At 37.4% G+C, this 18,959-nt stretch carries 19 protein-coding genes and 1 other annotated feature; of the genes, 12 read left to right on the top strand and 7 right to left on the bottom strand.

Annotated features, from left to right (window positions below; genetic code table 11):
• Positions 1 to 164: 164 nt before the first annotated feature.
• Positions 165 to 512: a class III extradiol ring-cleavage dioxygenase family protein gene (locus ACFCYJ_RS17850; RefSeq protein ID WP_376075499.1), complete on the top strand. Its 348-nt coding sequence runs from the start codon at positions 165 to 167 to the stop codon at positions 510 to 512.
• Here ACFCYJ_RS17850 and ACFCYJ_RS17845 read toward each other — a convergent pair.
• Together ACFCYJ_RS17845 and ACFCYJ_RS17840 are read right to left on the bottom strand one after the other, a co-directional pair.
• Positions 509 to 925 (bottom strand): hypothetical protein, encoded by a 417-nt coding sequence (locus ACFCYJ_RS17845; protein WP_376075498.1) that lies wholly within the window; start codon positions 923 to 925, stop codon positions 509 to 511. The two genes, ACFCYJ_RS17850 and ACFCYJ_RS17845, sit on opposite strands and share 4 nt — an antisense overlap.
• A gap of 167 nt (positions 926 to 1,092) precedes the next feature.
• Positions 1,093 to 1,296 carry a YheE family protein gene (locus tag ACFCYJ_RS17840; protein ID WP_376075496.1) on the bottom strand — a complete coding sequence of 68 codons (204 nt, stop codon included), beginning with the start codon at positions 1,294 to 1,296 and terminating at the stop codon, positions 1,093 to 1,095.
• Between the two features lie 323 nt (positions 1,297 to 1,619).
• Between ACFCYJ_RS17840 and ACFCYJ_RS17835 the strand changes: the two genes are divergently transcribed.
• From ACFCYJ_RS17835 to ACFCYJ_RS17795, 9 genes are all read left to right on the top strand, one after another.
• The gene (locus ACFCYJ_RS17835; RefSeq protein ID WP_376075495.1) at positions 1,620 to 2,762 is read left to right on the top strand and encodes a DUF445 domain-containing protein; all 1,143 of its coding nucleotides are present in this window, start codon (positions 1,620 to 1,622) and stop codon (positions 2,760 to 2,762) included.
• Between the two features lie 17 nt (positions 2,763 to 2,779).
• Entirely contained in the window at positions 2,780 to 3,124 is a 345-nt protein-coding gene (locus ACFCYJ_RS17830) for a YlbF family regulator (protein ID WP_376075494.1), read from the top strand.
• Positions 3,125 to 3,380: 256 nt separating this feature from the next.
• Positions 3,381 to 4,043 carry a ribonuclease H family protein gene (locus ACFCYJ_RS17825; RefSeq protein WP_376075493.1) on the top strand — a complete coding sequence of 221 codons (663 nt, stop codon included), beginning with the start codon at positions 3,381 to 3,383 and terminating at the stop codon, positions 4,041 to 4,043.
• Positions 4,044 to 4,235: 192 nt separating this feature from the next.
• Positions 4,236 to 5,156 carry a stalk domain-containing protein gene (locus tag ACFCYJ_RS17820; protein ID WP_376075491.1) on the top strand — a complete coding sequence of 307 codons (921 nt, stop codon included), beginning with the start codon at positions 4,236 to 4,238 and terminating at the stop codon, positions 5,154 to 5,156.
• A 186-nt stretch (positions 5,157 to 5,342) separates the two neighbouring features.
• The gene (locus tag ACFCYJ_RS17815; protein ID WP_376075490.1) at positions 5,343 to 6,380 is read left to right on the top strand and encodes an LCP family protein; all 1,038 of its coding nucleotides are present in this window, start codon (positions 5,343 to 5,345) and stop codon (positions 6,378 to 6,380) included.
• A gap of 152 nt (positions 6,381 to 6,532) precedes the next feature.
• Positions 6,533 to 8,038 carry a coproporphyrinogen III oxidase gene (locus ACFCYJ_RS17810; RefSeq protein ID WP_376075489.1) on the top strand — a complete coding sequence of 502 codons (1,506 nt, stop codon included), beginning with the start codon at positions 6,533 to 6,535 and terminating at the stop codon, positions 8,036 to 8,038.
• A 204-nt stretch (positions 8,039 to 8,242) separates the two neighbouring features.
• Entirely contained in the window at positions 8,243 to 9,376 is a 1,134-nt protein-coding gene (locus ACFCYJ_RS17805) for a glycerate kinase (protein ID WP_376075488.1), read from the top strand.
• Positions 9,377 to 9,644: 268 nt separating this feature from the next.
• Positions 9,645 to 10,844 carry an MBL fold metallo-hydrolase gene (locus tag ACFCYJ_RS17800; protein WP_376075487.1) on the top strand — a complete coding sequence of 400 codons (1,200 nt, stop codon included), beginning with the start codon at positions 9,645 to 9,647 and terminating at the stop codon, positions 10,842 to 10,844.
• Positions 10,831 to 11,079 carry a DUF3006 family protein gene (locus ACFCYJ_RS17795; RefSeq protein ID WP_370046345.1) on the top strand — a complete coding sequence of 83 codons (249 nt, stop codon included), beginning with the start codon at positions 10,831 to 10,833 and terminating at the stop codon, positions 11,077 to 11,079. Before ACFCYJ_RS17800 ends, ACFCYJ_RS17795 begins: the two co-directional genes overlap by 14 nt.
• 100 nt (positions 11,080 to 11,179) lie before the next feature.
• On the opposite strand, the gene ACFCYJ_RS17790 is transcribed toward ACFCYJ_RS17795, so the two are convergent.
• On the bottom strand, positions 11,180 to 11,311 hold the full coding sequence (locus tag ACFCYJ_RS17790; protein ID WP_376075485.1) for a hypothetical protein: 132 nt from the start codon (positions 11,309 to 11,311) through the stop codon (positions 11,180 to 11,182).
• Positions 11,312 to 11,481: 170 nt separating this feature from the next.
• On the opposite strand from ACFCYJ_RS17790, the gene ACFCYJ_RS17785 reads away from it, so the two are divergent.
• On the top strand, positions 11,482 to 12,270 hold the full coding sequence (locus ACFCYJ_RS17785; RefSeq protein WP_376075483.1) for an HAD family hydrolase: 789 nt from the start codon (positions 11,482 to 11,484) through the stop codon (positions 12,268 to 12,270).
• Positions 12,271 to 12,629: 359 nt separating this feature from the next.
• Here the strand turns inward: ACFCYJ_RS17785 and ACFCYJ_RS17780 are convergent, their stop codons facing one another.
• From ACFCYJ_RS17780 to ACFCYJ_RS17770, 3 genes are all read right to left on the bottom strand, one after another.
• Positions 12,630 to 13,256, bottom strand: coding sequence for a hypothetical protein (locus ACFCYJ_RS17780; protein ID WP_376075481.1), 627 nt, complete (start codon positions 13,254 to 13,256; stop codon positions 12,630 to 12,632).
• A 310-nt stretch (positions 13,257 to 13,566) separates the two neighbouring features.
• Positions 13,567 to 15,174 carry a phosphoglycerate dehydrogenase gene (gene serA / locus ACFCYJ_RS17775; protein WP_376075479.1) on the bottom strand — a complete coding sequence of 536 codons (1,608 nt, stop codon included), beginning with the start codon at positions 15,172 to 15,174 and terminating at the stop codon, positions 13,567 to 13,569.
• Positions 15,175 to 15,255: 81 nt separating this feature from the next.
• The gene (locus ACFCYJ_RS17770) at positions 15,256 to 15,405 is read right to left on the bottom strand and encodes a hypothetical protein (protein ID WP_376075478.1); all 150 of its coding nucleotides are present in this window, start codon (positions 15,403 to 15,405) and stop codon (positions 15,256 to 15,258) included.
• Between the two features lie 25 nt (positions 15,406 to 15,430).
• Positions 15,431 to 15,670: a binding site (T-box leader), on the bottom strand.
• Between the two features lie 377 nt (positions 15,671 to 16,047).
• Between ACFCYJ_RS17770 and ACFCYJ_RS17765 the strand changes: the two genes are divergently transcribed.
• Positions 16,048 to 17,700, top strand: a complete 1,653-nt coding sequence (locus ACFCYJ_RS17765; RefSeq protein WP_376075476.1) for an FAD-binding dehydrogenase — start codon at positions 16,048 to 16,050, stop codon at positions 17,698 to 17,700.
• A gap of 271 nt (positions 17,701 to 17,971) precedes the next feature.
• On the opposite strand, the gene trhO is transcribed toward ACFCYJ_RS17765, so the two are convergent.
• A complete protein-coding gene (gene trhO / locus ACFCYJ_RS17760; RefSeq protein ID WP_376075474.1) occupies positions 17,972 to 18,943 on the bottom strand; it encodes an oxygen-dependent tRNA uridine(34) hydroxylase TrhO in 972 nt (323 codons plus the stop codon).
• Positions 18,944 to 18,959 lie beyond the last annotated feature (16 nt).

Below are 18,959 nucleotides of genomic sequence, written 5' to 3'. Positions count from 1 at the left end.
GCAAAGCTTCCTGGGGGCGTCGGGCTAACACGATGTTAGTCACGAAGGCGTTATCACAGGACGTGATGCTTTTAGCCTTCGTTCCCCTAATCGCTGCGCTCCAGGGTCTCGGGCCAACAGATGTTTTTTGCGCGAAAGCGTAGTGCTAACGCAGCGTCAGCAACGTGTTTTGTCTGTGCGATAGCGTAGCGACAGCAACAGCACCGATGTTGGTCACGAAGGCGTTATCACAGGACGTGATGCTTTTAGCCTTCGTTCCTCTACCGCTGATCCCTAAGGAGTCGCCCAGTCTCCACTCCAATCAACCATTTTACATAAAATATATATTTTCTGGTATGTCACTATCATTTATAGTGATAAAACAAAATTCAGCAAATGTATGCGAAAAAGTAGCGGCAGCAATAACAGATGTTTTTGTAGCGAGAGCGAAGCGACCCCTTAATTTCAAAATAGTTTTTCAACAAAAAAGGAGCCATTTTCATTCGTATGAGATGGCTCCTTCTGCTTTTTAATTTTTGTTGAAAGCGTAATTCAAGCACGCTTTTTCCACATCGTATAGCGTTTCTTTACCTGGTATTTCACCTGAGTAAAGTGAAATTGTAACAGGTGCTTTTTCTGCTATACCTTGTTTTGTCAAAACATAATTATTGCCCTTATATGTTAAAAACATATTTTTTGCAGGTCTTTTTCCGAAAGTACTAGTAGATGAATCGAAAAATCCTTTTAATTGACTGCAGTATTCATTGTAGAAATCACTTTTATAGCCAGAAAGGGCCTCGAATTTTTTACTATCAATAACTTCATCCTCATTCGCTAATTCGAAAATCTTAGCCGAAAATTCAGAAAAAACTTCTTTTACTTTTGCGCGAATTAATGCTTTTGTATTATAACTGTTTAAGTCATCAGAAAGAGTGACTTTACTCATTGAAATAGCCTCCTGCATAAAAAAACCTTTAATACTTGATAACATAAATGTATAAGAAAAATAAGGGAATTTCAATATACTTAAACAATTTTAAGATAATAGCAATGCTAGAAATAGTAAGAAATAGGTATATTTATACAGTGGGAGTATGAAAAATATTACTTTTATTAGTCGTAAACATGGTACAACATAAGCTCGTGAATCATTTTTTTTACTTCCTCTTCGTTAGGAGGAATAGGTCCATTCCAATGTATAACGCCATCTTTTAAGTACTCCGCTGTATAACGTTCACGTTGATAAAAGAACGAAATGGACCAACCAGGAAGCTGGGAATTTTCAAATAAAGGCCTAAAGCTAAAATGCTGAATCATAACCAAACCCCATTTCTTTATATATGTAGTTAATATTATTCAAGGATAGTGGTCATTTTGCAACTCCAAATGTTATTCCTATCGTAAGAAGCTGATTAAAGGATATTTTGTTGATATATTTTGCTTATGTGTGTCCATTTAAACTGATTGTAGCTTACAGCGGACATTAGCACCTTCAAATCAATGAAGATGGATAAAAATAGTGAATCATCATACTTTAACAGGGGGTATTTCTTTCGTAGAAAATCATTGCTCTGCTATAATGAGTGCATTAGGCGACAAAATACGCCAATAGTGAATACAATTGAAATGAGAGGATACTAATGGATAATTTTCTAGTGACATTAATATTTATGGCCGTTATCGGTGCTGCAATCGGTGGTGTAACGAATCACCTAGCTATTAAAATGCTTTTCCGACCGCACAATGCTATATATATTAAAAATTGGCGAGTGCCTTTTACACCAGGTCTTATTCCAAAACGACGTGACGAATTAGCAAAGCAACTTGGGCTAACGGTTGTGAATTATTTATTAACACCTGAAACTTTTAGAAAGAAATTTTTCTCAAAGGATATTCAGGAAAAGGTAGAACAGCTTGTACAAACAAAGGTAGAAGAAACGATTTTTACAAATGATAAAACAATTCAGGATTGGCTATCATTAGCTGGATTTTCCGGTATGTCAGCAACAATTGAACAGAAGGTAGAAACGATTGTTGAGGGACAATTTGAATCAGTTAAGAATACACTATCAACGAAATCAATTCGTTCACTATTATCAGCCGATATTCAACATACAATTGATGCAAAGATACCAGTAGCGGTTGATCATATTTTAGAAAAGGGTGAGGATTATTTTTTATCACCCGAGGGCGAACTGACAATTAAGGCGATGATTGATGACTTCTTATCGTCAAAAGGATCACTTGGTGGAATGATTAATATGTTTTTAGGTGATTCTTCGTCGCTCATGACAAAGGTTCAGCGTGAGCTTATAAAATTTTTACAGAAACCAGGAACATCAGCATTATTAACGAAAATTTTTACGCAGGAATTGGAGAAATTAAAAGATCGTCCAGCAATGGATTTCTTACAGGATATTCGTTTTGAAGAAATATTATCGAAATTGCAAACTTACGTAAAAGAACAATTAGCAGTTGAAGAGCGCTTAAATTATCCTATTTCACATTACTGGCCAGAAGGTAATTCATGGATGAAGGAAACAGTGATTCCACAAGCCATTGAAAAAGCTTTTGTAAAAGCTGAAGAGAAATTAGAAGATGTGTTGAAACGCTTAAATTTACAAGAAATAGTACGTGAGCAGGTTGATTCTTTCCCTGTAGAGAAATTAGAGGAACTTGTACTAGGTATTTCTAAGCGTGAGTTTAAAATGATTACAGTACTTGGTGCAGTTCTTGGTGGATTGATTGGGATTGTGCAAGGGTTAATAGTTTACTTTATTTAAAAAGGAGAATTATGTTTATGATTAATATTTACAATGAAATTAATACGTTAGAGGCAACTTTTCGTAAAACACCTGAATTTGAAGTGTTAAATAAAGCTGTGACAGTGGTTAAGGAAGATGAAGAGGCATTAAATCTATTCAAAAATTTCCGTAAGGTTCAAATTGACTTACAGAAAAAGCAATTAAATGGCGAAGATATATTGGAAGATGAGCTTGTATATGCACAAAAAGCGGCACAGCTTGCACAGCAAAATGCAAAAATTTCTGCAATGCTTGAGGCAGAAATGAATGTAAGTAAGATAATTGAAGAAGTAAACCGCATTTTAATAAAACCTATTCAAGCATTGTATGAAGAATTTTAACAGCGAAGAAGAGCATCCAAACAGCGGAAAAGCATAATCTAGCGGCGAAGTTCAGCATCTAAGCAGCAGAACAACAGGTTCTAGCGTTGCAAACGAGAGCCCCGAAAAAGCAGATGTTATCATCGAGCTGATCAAACCGCTTTCTTAGGCATAAAAATACTAATAGTTGCACATATAACAAGTAAAAAGAAAACGTGTTTCCGCAAGCCGGAGCACGTTTTCAATTTATGGCTCAATATCTATTGGAGGTTATACTATGCATGTAATCATTGAATGGACCTATAAAGCGCAAAAGGGTGCTGAAACTGTTTTACGTTCAGAAGAAATGCCAGCAGCTCAAGCATTACTACTTGCAGAGGACATGGAGCGAACAGGGAGAGTAAAATCACTGCATTGTATCGATCGACAGGATACAAGTTGGTCTTTAAAGGAACTCAAGGCGTATTTAAAGGAAATTGACACGGAGCCACACAATATTACAGTCTATTTTGATGGTGGCTTTGATCGTGCAATAAATCAATCGGGGCTAGGCTGTGTGATTTATTATGAACAAAATGGCAAGCCGTATCGATTAAGACAAAATTCTTTTTCGTCAGAGCTTAAATCTAACAATGAGGCAGAATACGCAGCGCTTTATTTAGGGTTAGTTGAACTTGAGTTATTGAATGTTCACCATTTGCCCGTTTGTTTCACTGGTGATTCCCAAGTCGTTATCAATCAATTGAGTGGGGAATGGCCAGCACTAGAAAAGAATTTATCTAGCTGGGCAGATAAAATCGACGCAAAGCTAGAGGAGCTTAGTATCCAGCCAGAGTACAAGCTGATAGCACGTAAAGAAAATTCTGAAGCCGACCGCCTTGCCACGCAAGCATTAAACGGCATCGATATTACAGGTTTAAAGGAAATTATAAAAGAGTGAGCATAGACCACCAGTTTTTTACTGGTGGTTTTAACTTTTTTCAGCGGGTGTCCAAACACCCGCTGAAAGAAGTTAAAGCCTCCGGTAGATGTCATGCAAATGGACTTTTATCATAAATTTTCCTGTTTTTAATGAAACTTTTACCAGTCTGAAACTACTACTACTATGAACCTAATAATAAGGAGAGATTTTATGAACATGAAAAAAATTGCACCCGTAGCAATGACAGCATTATTATTTGGAAGTGTAGTAATACCAGTCGCTTCAGCAAATGAAAATCAGACAGACGCAGAACAACAAGTACCACAAATCCAAATTGATCCTGTTCACATTTTCAACACTACCTATGGAACGGTTGAAAAAGTCAATTCAAGTGAAAACATTACATACTTCACAGTACAAGATGGCGATCAAACAAACATTTTAGAAATAACAAAGGATACACTTGTTTTCGATAATACAGGTAAGAAAGTAGAACTTAAAAAAGGGGATAAAATAGTAGCTTATACATTTGCAAACAAGCCACAAAAATTAATTTATCCACCACAATTCGATCCGGATGTTGTCATTGTTGAAACTGAGGAAGCTGGATTTGTTGAAGTTGATTACTTCTTTGAAAACTTAACGAACACTTACGATATGTTAAAATTAATCATTGGTGAAAACACGGAGCTTTTAAATACGAAGGGAGAAAAAGTTGCAGCTAAAGATTTAATAGAGAAAAATTTAGTAGTTTTCTATACAGCTTCAACAAAAAGTATCCCGGCTCAAACAACACCTTCGAAAGTAATTGTTCTTGATGACAAGTCTGAAAATCCAACAGAAAATACTGTAGAAGCGGAAATAGCACAAATAATCGCGACAGATTACTATGAAGTAGATGGAACAAAGATGGTTCCGTTGCGTTTGATTGCCGAAAAACTTGGCTATAAAGTAGAGTCAACAAGTAAAGGGGCAATTGTGTCAAAAGGTAATTTATCTTATACAATTACTCGTGGAGAAAAAATGTTTGGATATAACAAAGCATTACGCCCACTTAATGCAGCACCCGCTTTGCTAGAAGCATCTAAAACATATGTACCAGTTGAATTTGTAGAGGAATATTTAAAATAATTCAAAAACCCATATAAAGGTCACTACCTTTATATGGGTTTTTGCGCTTTTTGGAAACTCACTTAGCTGTTATTTTTAATGAAAATTTGATTTTATTCCCAAACATAATCATTATAGGAAACTTGAAAGAACTTTTATCGTCTTAATCAATGAAGAGGGTGACTTTAACAGAAGAGAGGATTTTATGTGGAAAGAAATTCAAGACGATCTAAAAAAACGAAGCCTAAAAATAAAGTTCTAAAAATAACCTTACTAGTTATGTTAATTTTACTATTAACCGTAACTAGTTATGGAGCTTATGCGTTTGTTAAATTTAAAAATGCCTATGATAGTTCAAAGGTCGATTTAAATAGAGATGGAAATAAATCAGAGCTAAGGGAAGAGGATGTTTCATTTAAAAAAGATCCTATCTCCATTCTATTATTAGGTGTTGAAGATTACTCTAGTCAAGCGGAGAATGGTCGAGCAGACACTCAAATGGTCATTACTTTAGACCCGGATACATCTGAAATTAGCTTAATTACAGTGCCTCGAGATGCAAGAGTAAAAATAGAAAATGCAGGGGAATATACAGGTATACATAAAATCAATGCCGCTTATAGTTACGGATCAATTACAGGCTATGGGGCAATTAAACTTCAATTAGAGACAGTTGAAAAATTACTTAATATACCGATAGATAACTTTATTGCAGTAAACTTTGATGGCTTTAGAGATATTGTCGATGCTCTAGGTGGAGTAACAATAGATGTAAAAGAGGATTTTTGGGAAGATAATATTTACGATAAAAAACGGATAGAATTTCATAAAGGAGAGTCACATTTAAAGGGAGAAGAGGCACTTGCATTTGTAAGAATGAGATACAGACCTATTAATGCTTCATACTCACGCGAAGAGAGACAAAGACAATTTTTGACTGCAACAATTAATCAAGCAAAATCGACGAATACAATATTTAAAATTGGTCAAATTGCAGATATTTTAGGAGAAAACGTAGAAACAGATTTAAACCCTAAAGAAATCTACGCACTTCAAAAGCAATATTTGAATTCTAAAAACATATCTACGAAAACGATAGAAATAAAAGGAGAAGATCAGTATATCGACAAAGTATCTTACTTTATGCCTGATATGGAAAGCTTGGAGAAAGTAAGCACGGAATTAAGAAAAATTCTTAAACTAAAAGAAGAGAATTTCAAAACAAACGCGGTTATCGAAAGATAAAAAAATAAGAATCCATTTTGATAAATTTTTTCAAAATGGATTTTTTGGATTATTAAACTGAATGTTCTGTTATTAATTGTAGCTTTGCTTAACGTTATAAAAATTTGTTAAACTATTGGTGCTGTAATTTTTGAGAGAAAAGAGCGAAGACAATGAAAATTATTCACATAGATCAAAAATATCCTGAGGATTGGATTCGCGTATTAAATCATATTGCGAATTTATTTTTTGAGGATTCCAAGCTAAAAGTAGAGTCTGAAGGAACAGATATGGCAGTGTCATTCGAATATAACGTTGGGGATGATTCTTCAATTTCTACAAAAGCTGTGCTTGAGGTAGATGGTAAGCGTTATACGAATGATTACCGTATTCAATACGAATCTGGGGCTGAAGGACGTGAGCTAAATATTCGTATGAAGCGTGCTTTATCACACGTGTTTTTAGATGTGTTGGAGCAACATACGGGAATGCAACAACAATGGGGAATTTTAACAGGCGTGCGTCCGACTAAGCTTTACCATAAATTTCGAATGGCCGGGAAGAGCGAGGAAGAAATTGCTGATATCCTTATTCGTGATTTCCGTCTGTCAGAAGAAAAGGTAGCGTTACTAAAAGAAATAGTTGCTCGTCAGTTAGTGACGATTCCTGATATAGATGAAATCGGTAAAGAAATAAGTATTTATATTGGCATTCCTTTTTGCCCGACTAAATGTGCCTATTGTACTTTCCCAGCGTATGCGATTGGCAGCAATCGCAAGCAAGGGCGAGTTGCAACATTTTTAGATGGGTTGCATATTGAATTACGTGAAATGGGGAAATGGCTGAAGGAAAATAATATGAAAATCACGTCCATTTATTGGGGTGGTGGTACACCGACATCTATCGAGGCGCATGAAATGGATGCATTGTATCAGACGATGTATGACTCTTTCCCACATCCTGAAACAATCCGTGAAGTAACTGTCGAAGCGGGAAGACCTGATACGATTACGCCTGAAAAACTTGAAGTGTTAAAAAAATGGGGTATTGACCGAATAAGTGTGAATCCACAATCGTACACAGATGAAACCCTTAAAGCAATTGGTCGTCATCATACGGTACAAGAAACTATTGATAAGTTTTGGTTAGCGCGTGAATCAGGCATGAATAACATTAATATGGATTTAATTATTGGTTTACCGAATGAAGGAATTGAGGAGTTCCAGCATTCATTAGAGGAATCTGGAAAAATGCAGCCAGAATCGCTAACAGTACACACATTATCATTTAAACGTGCATCAGAAATGACACGTAATAAGGATAAGTACAAGGTAGCAGACCGTGATACTGTTGCACAAATGATGCATATGGCACAAGTATGGACGAAGGAAAATGAGTATGTACCGTACTATTTATATCGTCAAAAAAATATTTTAGGTAATTTAGAAAATGTCGGCTACAGTAAAGCTGGCGAAGAGAGCATTTATAATATCGTCATCATGGAAGAAGTACAGACTATTTTAGGAATTGGCTGTGGAGCTTCCTCTAAATTCGTTCATCCTGAGACAGGGAAGATTACGCAGTTCCATAATCCAAAGGATCCTGCTGCCTACATCATGACGTTTGAAGAGGCAATCGGTAAAAAAATTGAGTTTTTAGATGAATTATATAAGGCATAAACAAGATGGCAATCTGATATTTTTCAGGTTGCCTTTTTTATTCCGATAAATCAGCATAATGTTCCGATAAAATTAGAAAACATCCCGATAAATCCACAAAGTGTTCCGATAAAACTAAAAAACATTCCGATAAAAGCTCAGGAATGTTTTTAGTCTGAATTATAATGATGATAAGCACCTAACTTAAATGAGTGGAGGTATTACATGAAAGTCGTTATTAGTCCAGATTCCTATAAGGGGACTTTGTCGGCCATCGAAGTAGCTAGTGCAATGCAGGCAGGGATCTTGGATGTTGATCAATCGATTGAAACCATCCTTTTACCAGTTGCAGACGGGGGTGAAGGTACACTAGAATCACTAGTTACTTCAACAAATGGTCACAATATGTCACACCATGTGCTGGATCCATTGGGGAGAGAAATCGAAGCGAGATATGGTGTGCTTGGTGATAATGAAACATGTGTGATTGAAATGGCTCAGGCATCCGGAATTATGCTGATACAGGATGAAGAAAAAAATCCCGAACTTGCATCGACGTATGGAACGGGACAGCTAATCAAGGCTGCTCTTGATAAAGGCTTTAGAAAATTTATTATCGGAATCGGTGGTAGTGCTACAAATGATGTTGGTATTGGCATGTTAAAGGCACTTGGACTGCAATTGAAAAAAGAAGACGGCACTTTAATTGCTGATGGGGTGTCGGCCTTATTAGATTTAACTTTAATTGATACTAGTCAGCTAGATCCCCGATTGGCTGAAGCAACATTTAATATTGCATGTGATGTTGATAATCCATTGATTGGAGAGCGTGGGGCAACAGCTATTTTTGGACGTCAAAAAGGTGTAAAAGAACATCAAATTGCTTATTTTGATGGCTGCTTAAAGCAGTTTGCAGACATTGTTGAAATGCAAATTGGCATTCGACTGCACGACTACAAAGGGGCAGGCGCAGCAGGTGGAATGGGAGGTGCATTAATAGCTTTTTTAAACGGCAGTTTTCATGCAGGTATTGAGATTGTAATGAATGCAGTACAGTTAAAAAAGCATTTAGAAGGTGCCGAGTTTGTTATGACAGGTGAAGGACAATCAGATCGCCAAACATTACATGGGAAAGCGCCAATAGGGGTAGCGAAGACTGCAACATTAGCGAATGTACACGCTGTGTTATTGTCGGGGACAATAGAAGAAAATGATAAACCTGCATTACTTAAATATTTTACTGTTGTTGAATCATTAGTAGATGAAAATATTAGTATTCAGCAGGCAATGCAGGAACCTTATTATTTTATTCGCATGAAAACAAAGGAAATGTTTAGGAATTATATACAAAATGGATGAAAAAATTAAGTCTGTCACTAAGAGTTAGGGATGACATTAGCAATTTAAATAAGTTGATTGGAGTGGAGACTGGGCGACTCCTTGGGGATTAGCGTCACAGATGAGACCCTGGAGCGAGCAAAGCGAGTGAAGCGGCTCAGCGGACGCCCCCAGGAAAGCGCCCAGTCGGAACGGAAATCAACCCCATGTGATGGATTTTAGTTTAATTGAAAAAGGGAGTATATCATCTCTTTTTTGTATAATAGAAAAATAGAAAGGAAGTTAGTAAATGAAAAAGTTAATAGTAGTGCTTCTTTGTATTTTTTTATTAGCAGGCTGTACGGAGACATTAAATACGGAGAAAGTATCCGTCACTGCAGGACATGAAATGCGCGTACATTTTATTGATGTAGGACAAGGAGATTCGATTTTTATTGAATCGCCAAACGGTAAAACAATGCTTGTTGATGGAGGCGTTAAAGGAGCTGGTCAAAAGGTTGTTTCATATTTGAAGGAGCTCGGTGTGAACAAGCTTGATATAGTGGTCGCAACCCATCCTGATGCAGACCATATTGGTGGTTTAATTCCTGTGTTAAATTCGATAGATATTGGACAATTTTATGATTCAGGGAAGGTACATACATCTCAAACTTTTGAAGAGATGCTGACACTTATTGATACGAAGAATATTTCTTATAATGTTCCAAAAACAGGCGATCGTATAGCGTTTGATGATGATATTAATGTGAAGGTTTTAAACGCCAATGAAAATGCAACAGATAATAATGATGCCTCCATTGTCTTAAAACTTGCTTATGGTAATGTATCATTTTTATTAACAGCCGACGCGGGAATGGCGTTAGAAAAAGAGATGATGCAGGACGATGTGAAAGCAACGATCTTAAAAGCAGGTCATCATGGCTCTAACACGAGTAGCTCTGCGGAGTTCATTCAGAAAGTACATCCTGAAGTGACAATTTTAAGCTATGGAGAGGGCAATAAGTACGGTCATCCTCATGCTGAAGTAGTTGAGCGATTACAAGCAATTGGCAGTGAAATTTACTCTACTGCAGAAGCGGGAACTGTTATCGTATCAACAAATGGGGTAGACTATGAAGTGAATTCGAAGGAATGGTCTCCACCAAGTGTCTCAACACCACAGACAAGTGCCTCAGCACCAGCAACAACTAGTGCAAGTATTGAAATTGTTAGTAAGGATTTAATAGAAGAAATTGTAGGTATTAAAAATAATGGTAATGAAGCAGTGTCCTTAAAGGATTGGCAGCTTATATCAATTGAAGGGCATCAAGTTTTTAATTTTCCAAATGTGACATTACAGCCAGGGAAAACGATGTATGTCACAAGTGGCTCAAATGCACGAGAAGGTCAAAATTATTTAAAGTGGACAAAGAAACAGATTTGGCTGAATGATGGGGATGCTGCACAATTACGTAATGCGAAAGGGGATATCGTTAGTGAACTCGACTAAATACACCTTAGACCGTATTGAAGATGGATATGCAGTTTTTTTGAAGTACCCAGAGGAAGAGGAACAGCTAATCATTTTACAATCAGCTATGAATAAACCAGTACAGGTTGGCGATCGTGTGCTAATTGAAGAAATGGACGGCATCTACCAAATTGAAATTTTAAAAGAAGAGACCGAACAGAAAAAGGAAGAAATACAAAGCTTAATGGATAGATTGCGTAGGAAAAATCAATAGTTATAGAATGAAGAGTAGGCTAGGATTAGGCTAATCACTAAAAGTGGCGGATGGCATTTGTTAAAATGGATACCATGTAATATGTTGATTGGAGTGGAGGCTAGGCGACTCCTTGGAGATCAGCGTCACAGATGAGACCCTGGAGCGAGCACATAGGGGAACGAAGGCTAAATGCATCACGTCCTGTGATAACGCCTTTGTGACCAACATCGTGTTGGCCCAAGCGGCTCATCGGACGCCCCCAGGAAAGCGCCCAACCGCAACGGAAATCAACCACACGTTATGGTGATGAGCCTAAATTTTACTGGTCAACTCGAGCACGAAAATGCCTAAAACGCTATGCTAAATATTTTGAATATATGCTAAAATAATTATACTAATAGGAAGCTAGGAGCTGACACGATGTCAATTAACACAATTATTTTTGATTTAGATGATACGCTATTATGGGATAAAAAATCCGTCAAAACGGCATTTGAAAAAACGTGTGAATATGCAGTAACAATACATAATGTAAATCCGGATGAGCTAGAGGAATCGGTGCGTAAAGAAGCACGTGCACTTTACGAAGGTTATGAAACATATGATTATACGGTGTTAATCGGTATTAACCCATTCGAAGGACTTTGGGGAACATTTGATGATCCAACAGAATATTTCCAAAAACTGAAAAATATCGTACCAGGCTATCGTACAGAAGCATGGACAAAAGGCTTAGTAGCTCTTGGCATTGATGATACACAACTAGGGGCGGAGCTAGGGGAGCGCTTTGTAGCAGAGCGTAAAGTGTCTCCATTCTTATATGAAGATACTTTTGATGTGCTAGATAAGCTGAAAGGAAAGTATCAACTCGTATTACTGACAAATGGAGCACCAAGTTTACAAAATTTAAAGCTGGAAATTACACCAGAAATCGCGCCATATTTTGATCATATTATTATCTCTGGGGACTTTGGTAAAGGGAAACCAGATGCTTCTATTTTCGAGTATGTCATGGAGAAAGCAGGTATTACAGCAGAGGATGCGGTAATGGTTGGAGATAACTTAAATACTGATATTTTAGGCTCATCCCGTGTTGGTATGCGCAACGTTTGGATCAATCGTGAAAACAATGCACCAAATGGTGTTGTCACTCCAACATATGAGGTTGATTCTTTAACTGCATTATTAGAACTTGTAAATAAGCTATAAGCAAAAATGTACGGATTTGGGTGTATCCATCAACAAAGGTTGATTTTCAGAGTTGACGATTTCTGCGGGGCTTTTAGCGCAAGCTCATCCTACAGAAGTCGCCACTCTCTGTGAAAAACCAACGGCTCCTTATCATTGGAGCATTCGATGAAGAGTATTGTTCAACCTTAAATAAAGTTTAATTAAATTAACCCTATGGATCTTAAAAAAGAGCAAATAGAAAAAGCGTATTTTGAAAAAAAGGTTGTTCAAAATACGCTTTTTTTAGATTCAATTGAATTAAAATACGCCATTAAAACGCCCGATTGAGTAATACCTCAAAATTTTTACTGAATGTCAACTTCTTATCTTGTACTTAATTATTCACATAAAAACAAGCATGATTTCTCAAATCTGTTAACATCACTTGATACGAAATACCAGTGATTATCTATTTTCTTGTAATCACTATAATAATCAAACTCTTTAGCAGTCGGAAATTCACCTGTGGATGAAAAAATAAATCCTTCCTGTAAACCTTGCATGTCTAAAAAGGGTTGGTCAGCCGATTGAAAATAGACAAAAAAATGATCTTTCGAATGCATACCTACTCTGATCGTCTCAGATTTAACCGCATCTATATATTGCGGAGGAGTGTAATACCAGAAAAAACCTTTATTTCCGTATCTATTTGCCTCTTTTTTTATTTCCCCATTGACTAACATGCGAATGATTTCTTCTCGATCATCTTTATAAAAATAAAAATTCACTTCTGTTCTAATCAATGGTGGCAATATAATCACTATGAGTAGTGTTATTAATTGAATAATAATTGGAACCCATTTCTTTTGAAATAAATAAATGATTGAATAAATAAAGATGACCGTAAATGACCCATATGTTATTAATGCCAACTTAGAAGATTCATTCCCGATAAGCTTAAACACTGTATAAAACAATAATAAAATACTACTTCCTATTGCAAAGAAGATTATATGTTTTTTCATATTTGTTACTCTCCTAAAACAATATAAACTTTTAAAAGCAACCAATGGTTTCAAATTCATTGCTTCAAATTACTTTCTTATTTTAACATATCCTGTTTTCCTAACATTTCGCACAGACAAAACCATGTTGTTGCTGTCGCTCCGCTTTCGCACAGACAAACCATGTTGTTGCTGTCGCTCCGCTTTCGCTGCTTATCGGACGCCCCTAGGAAAGCGCCCAGTCGGAACGGAAATCAACCCTACGTTTTGGTGATGAGCTCAAAAAATAAAAAAGCAGAGAGCAAATACTCTCTGCTTATAAAGCAATATATTATAGGTTAATCGCTTTTACTTCATCAATATTTTCAAGCTGTGCAACGAATGTTAGATCTTCTTCTGTTACCGTATTGTCGATTGTTAGCATCATGACAGCTGTACCGCCAACTTGTGCACGACCAACTTGCATTGTTGCGATGTTAATATCTTTTTCTGCTAGCTTCGTTGCTACGCGGCCGATCGCACCTGGTTTGTCAGTATTTTTAATGTAAAGAAGGTGACCTTGTGGAATAACGTCAACAACGTAATCTTCTACTTTAACAATACGTGCACCTAAACCATTTAATAATGTACCAGCAACTGTGTGTGTTTCGTTTACTGTTTTAATTTCAATCGTAATTAAGCTAGTGAAGCCTTTAGCAGTTGTTGTTTTATGCTCATTTATTTTCATGCCGATACGTTCAGAGAGGTAACGAGCATTTACGTCATTCACATGATTACCGTGATTTTTAGATAATAAGCCTTTTAACGCGTTTGACGTTAATGGACGAACATCATAATTTGCTACTTCACCAGCATAAGATAAGTTGATTTCTTTCACAGGCTCAGTTGTTAGTTGAGATAAGAATGAACCAAGTTTTTCAGCTAATTCAAAGAAAGGCTCAACTTGTGCAAGCAACTCTTTTGGAATAGATGGCATGTTCACTGGGTTAGTTACAGTACCTGTTTTATAGAATTTAATGATGTCGTTTGAAACGTCTACCGCTACAGATTCCTGCGCTTCAATTGTAGATGCACCTAAGTGAGGTGTTGCGATTACTTGCGGTAAAGTAAGTAGTTTATGATCTGTTGCTGGCTCAGATACGAAAACGTCAAGAGCAGCACCCGCTACTTTACCTTCTACGATTGCATCATATAAATCATCTTCATTGATAATACCGCCACGTGCACAGTTAATGATACGCACGCCATCTTTCATCATAGCGAATTTTTCTTTGTTAATAAGGTTGCGTGTCTCAGGAAGAAGTGGTGTGTGTACGGTAATGAAATCTGCAGCTGCACAAATTTCTTCAACTGTTGATTTTGTTACCCCTAACTCTTTAGCACGTTCATCTGTTAGGAATGGATCGTATGCCATAACATTCATGCGTTGACCTTTAGCACGATATGCAACTTCAACACCGATACGACCGAAGCCTACAACACCTAAAGTTTTATTTTTAAGCTCAACACCAACATAAGATTTACGATCCCATTTACCATTTTTAAGTGTATTGAATGCTTGTGGGATGTGACGAGCAAGTGAAGTCATCATGGCAATAGTGTGCTCAGCAGCAGAGTTCGTGTTACCGTCTGGTGCATTTACAACGATAATCCCATGTTCTGTTGCAGCAGTTAGATCAATGTTGTCTACACCTACTCCAGCACGTCCGATAAGTTTTAAGTTTTTAGCCGCTTCAATTACTTCACGAGTTACTGTTGTTTGAGAACGTACTAGTAAAACATCTACATCCGCAATTTTTGCGATTAATTCTTCTGGCGCAAGACCAGTATCAACAATGATATTTAAGTCTAAATCTTGTTCTTGGCGTAGAGGGAAAATACCATCTTCACTTAGTGGGTCAGCGATAAATACGTTAATTGTTTTTGTTGCAGTAGTCATTTGTAATTAGCTCCTTTTAATTAAAAAATGTTAGTGTTCTTTATATACGAAACAGTCTGAATTTTGTAAAGATAGCACATCTTACAGCATACAAACAATCTCCTTTCTAAAAATGAGAAAAATATCAATTTCGCCTTGGCCTAATTGTTGCTGTCGCTTCGCTTTCGCACAGAAAACATTGCGTCCGGATTTTGTAAGTGTTACAAAATGAAGATAAAAAAAGCCTTTCACGCCTTACAAACACAGATATTGTGTTGTAAGGGGCGAAAGGCATAATAAACATTGGTTCGCGGTACCACCCTTAATCACTGCTTAAAAAATTTCTAGCAGTCTTAGCTATATGCGTAACGTGCATGTGACGGATAAGCTTACTTTGGAGATGTTCGGCTTATCTATTCAGGAGTGGAACTATTATCGTAGAAATCACTGATTTACACCAACCATCAGCTCTCTTTGGATTTTCTTGCGACTAGCGTGTCTCCGTCGTTATATTTTCGTGTAATTAAATTTGTTAACATCATAATCCTTATTGTTCACCTTTGTCAATAATATTTCTGGAAAAGATTAAAATTCATAACTTTAGAAGTCTGTAAAACAACTAAATACGAACATTTATTAATTTTATATTTTTAATCGTTCGTGTTTTAAGGGAGGACAATGAAAGCGCTACCGATATATGTTAAGTCAGATTACATGGGCGTTTAACAAATATTCGAGGTCGAAAATTATACGATGGTAACTTTCTTGGTTTAGTGGAGGAAAGCGAACATTTTTTTCTTGTCACATTTTTGTCAAAATTACGATGTGTAGAAGGTAAACTGTCAAGTAGAGAAGAATGTAAGTAAGGGAAGATTGATTTTTAGGGGGTGTAGAATGATGTATGATGTAGCAATTGTCGGTGCAGGACTGGCAGGGTTAGTAGCTGCCTGTGAGTTAGCGGATGCAAAGAAAAAAATTCTATTAGTAGATCAAGAACCTGAAAATTCAATGGGGGGACAGGCATTTTGGTCCTTTGGGGGTATTTTTTTAGTGAATTCACCCGAGCAAAGAAGGCTTGGTATTAAGGATAGTAAAGAGCTTGCATGGCAAGATTGGCAAGGAACGGCCGGCTTTGATCGCTTGGAGGATGAAGATTCGTGGGCGTATAAATGGGCCAAAGCTTATGTAGAATTTGCAACTGGTGAAAAATATAGTTGGTTAAAGTCTCTGGGTATTAAGTTTTTCCCTGTCGTCGGTTGGGCAGAACGTGGTGGATCATTAGCAGGTGGCCACGGAAATTCGGTTCCTAGATTTCATATTGTTTGGGGCACTGGACCAGGCATTGTAAAGCCTTTTGCTGAAAAAGTGAAAAAGGCCATAAAGGATGGATATATAGATTTTAAACCAAGACATCGTGTAGATGAGTTTAATCAACAAGATGGAAGGATTACAGGGATTAGTGGAACAGTGTTGGCTGAAAGCTATGCAATTCGCGGCGAAAAAAGCTCTAGGTTAGGTATTGGCGAATTTTCTTATGAAGCGGGAGCGGTTATTGTGGCGAGCGGTGGGATAGGGGCAAATTTTGATTTAATCAGAAAAAATTGGCCTGCTCGACTTGGTACACCACCCAAAAATATGGTCAGTGGTGTACCTGCTTATGTAGACGGCAGAATGTTAGAAATTACTGAGCATGCGGGGGGACGTATCGTTAATCGAGACCGTATGTGGCATTATACAGAAGGCTTGAAAAATTGGGACCCTATTTGGCCAAATCATGGCATTCGAATTTTGCCGGGCCCTTCATCATTATGGTTTGATGCGGAAGGCAATCGATTTGGAGCACCAAATTTTCCGGGTTTTGATACGTTAAGCACATTAGAGGCAATTCAAAAAACTGGCTATGATTACTCGTGGTTTATTTTAACGGAAAAAATTATTGAAAAAGAATTTGCATTATCGGGTTCTGAGCAAAATCCTGATTTAACAAATAAAAGTATTACGGATGTTCTGAAACGTGTTTTACCAGGACCACCAGCTCCAATTCAGGCATTTAAAAATTATGGTGAGGATTTTGTTATTGCTAATGATTTAAAGGAGTTAGTTGAAGGGATGAACAAGTTGGCTGGCAATGATCTTCTTGATTTTATCAAAATAAAAGAGCAAATTTTAGCAAGGGATCGTGAAATGGACAATAAATTTACAAAGGACTTACAGGTTAATGCTATTCATGGCGCAAGAAACTATGTAGGTGATAAATTTGTGCGCGTTGCGAAGCCCCATAAAATTTTAGATCCAAACAATTGGCCACTTATTGCGGTCCGCTTAAATATTTTAACGCGTAAAACATTAGGAGGCTTACAGACAAATTTGAATGGTGCTGTGTTAGGAACGGATGGTCAGCCTGTACCGGGTTTATTTGCAGCTGGGGAAGTTAGTGGTTTTGGTGGTGGCGGTGTACATGGTTACCGTGCTTTAGAAGGGACATTTGTTGGAGGTTGTTTATTTAGTGGCCGACAGGTAGGGCGTTACTTGGCAAAAGGGGAATGAAGAAAAATTAAATGAGATTTAGAAAGCCGTAGAGAGAGAGGGAAATGCTCGGGTGCCGTGGGAAATCGCTCGGGTGAGCCTAGAAAGTGATCGGGTCCCGTGGGAAATCGCTCAGATAAGCCGAGAAAGTGATCGGGTCCCCTAGAAAATCGCTCGTGTACCAAAAATATCTGCTCAGGTAAACACGCAATCACTCACCCTTTACAGGCAAGGAAGATTAACTCAAAAAAATATGAAAGAGCATCACCACAAATGGATGATGCTCTTTTTTTTATAAAGAAGAATTTTGAACTTGAGCGATTTTAGCGATTTGTTCCTCAATCTGCTCTTTTGTCCAACCATTCTCTTCAACGAAGAAGTTGTGTTTTGCGCGGCGGCATTCGTCTGAACAGCTACGCATATAAAAGGCCTCATGCTTTTCCTCGCAAAGCATTAATTTATGGCATTCAGGATTCGCACAGTTAGTATAACGTTCTGACGGTTCACCAGTGAAGAAATCCTTACCAACAATCACATGCTCAACCTGATTAATAGGTACACTGCGACGTCGATCAAAGACAAACATTTGTCCATCCCATAGTTGACCTTTTACTTCAGGGTCTTTAGCATACGTGGCGATTCCACCATGTAATTGACCAACACTTTCTCCATAGCCTTCACGTTTTAACCAGCCAGAGAATTTTTCGCAGCGGATACCACCTGTGCAGTAAGTTAAAACTTTCTTGCCAGCAAAATCTTCTTTATGGTCCTCCATCCAAGCTGGTAGGTCACGGAAGCTTTCAATATCTGGACGAATAGCGCCGCGGAAATGTCCAAGGTCATATTCATAATCATTACGTGCATCAATAACTATCGTATTGTCCTCCTGCATACGTTCCATAAATTCCTTTGGCGATAAATAATCTCCTGTTATTTCTAAAGGATTAATATCATCTTCTAAACCAAGGTGAACAATTTCTCGACGAGGGCGCACATGCATTTTTTTAAAGGTATGCCCTTCGGCTTCGTCTATTTTCCACATAATGTCGCTAAAACGAGGGTCTGCCTTCATATGATTCATGTAAGCATCAGTTTGCTCGACTGTACCTGAAACGGTTCCATTAATGCCTTCATATCCAACTAAAATACGACCAAGAAGCCCGATTTCTTTACAAAGTGCTAAATGTTCCTCTGCGAATGCCACAGGGTCTTCAATAGCTATATATTTATAATAAAGTAATACACGATAGTCTTTCTGTGTCACAATCATTAACCACCTT

Source organism: Lysinibacillus sp. NPDC056232, from assembly GCF_042267565.1.
Classification (GTDB): domain Bacteria; phylum Bacillota; class Bacilli; order Bacillales_A; family Planococcaceae; genus Lysinibacillus.
Note: the sequence above shows the minus strand (reverse complement) of the source record. Positions and strands in the feature narration are given on the sequence as shown.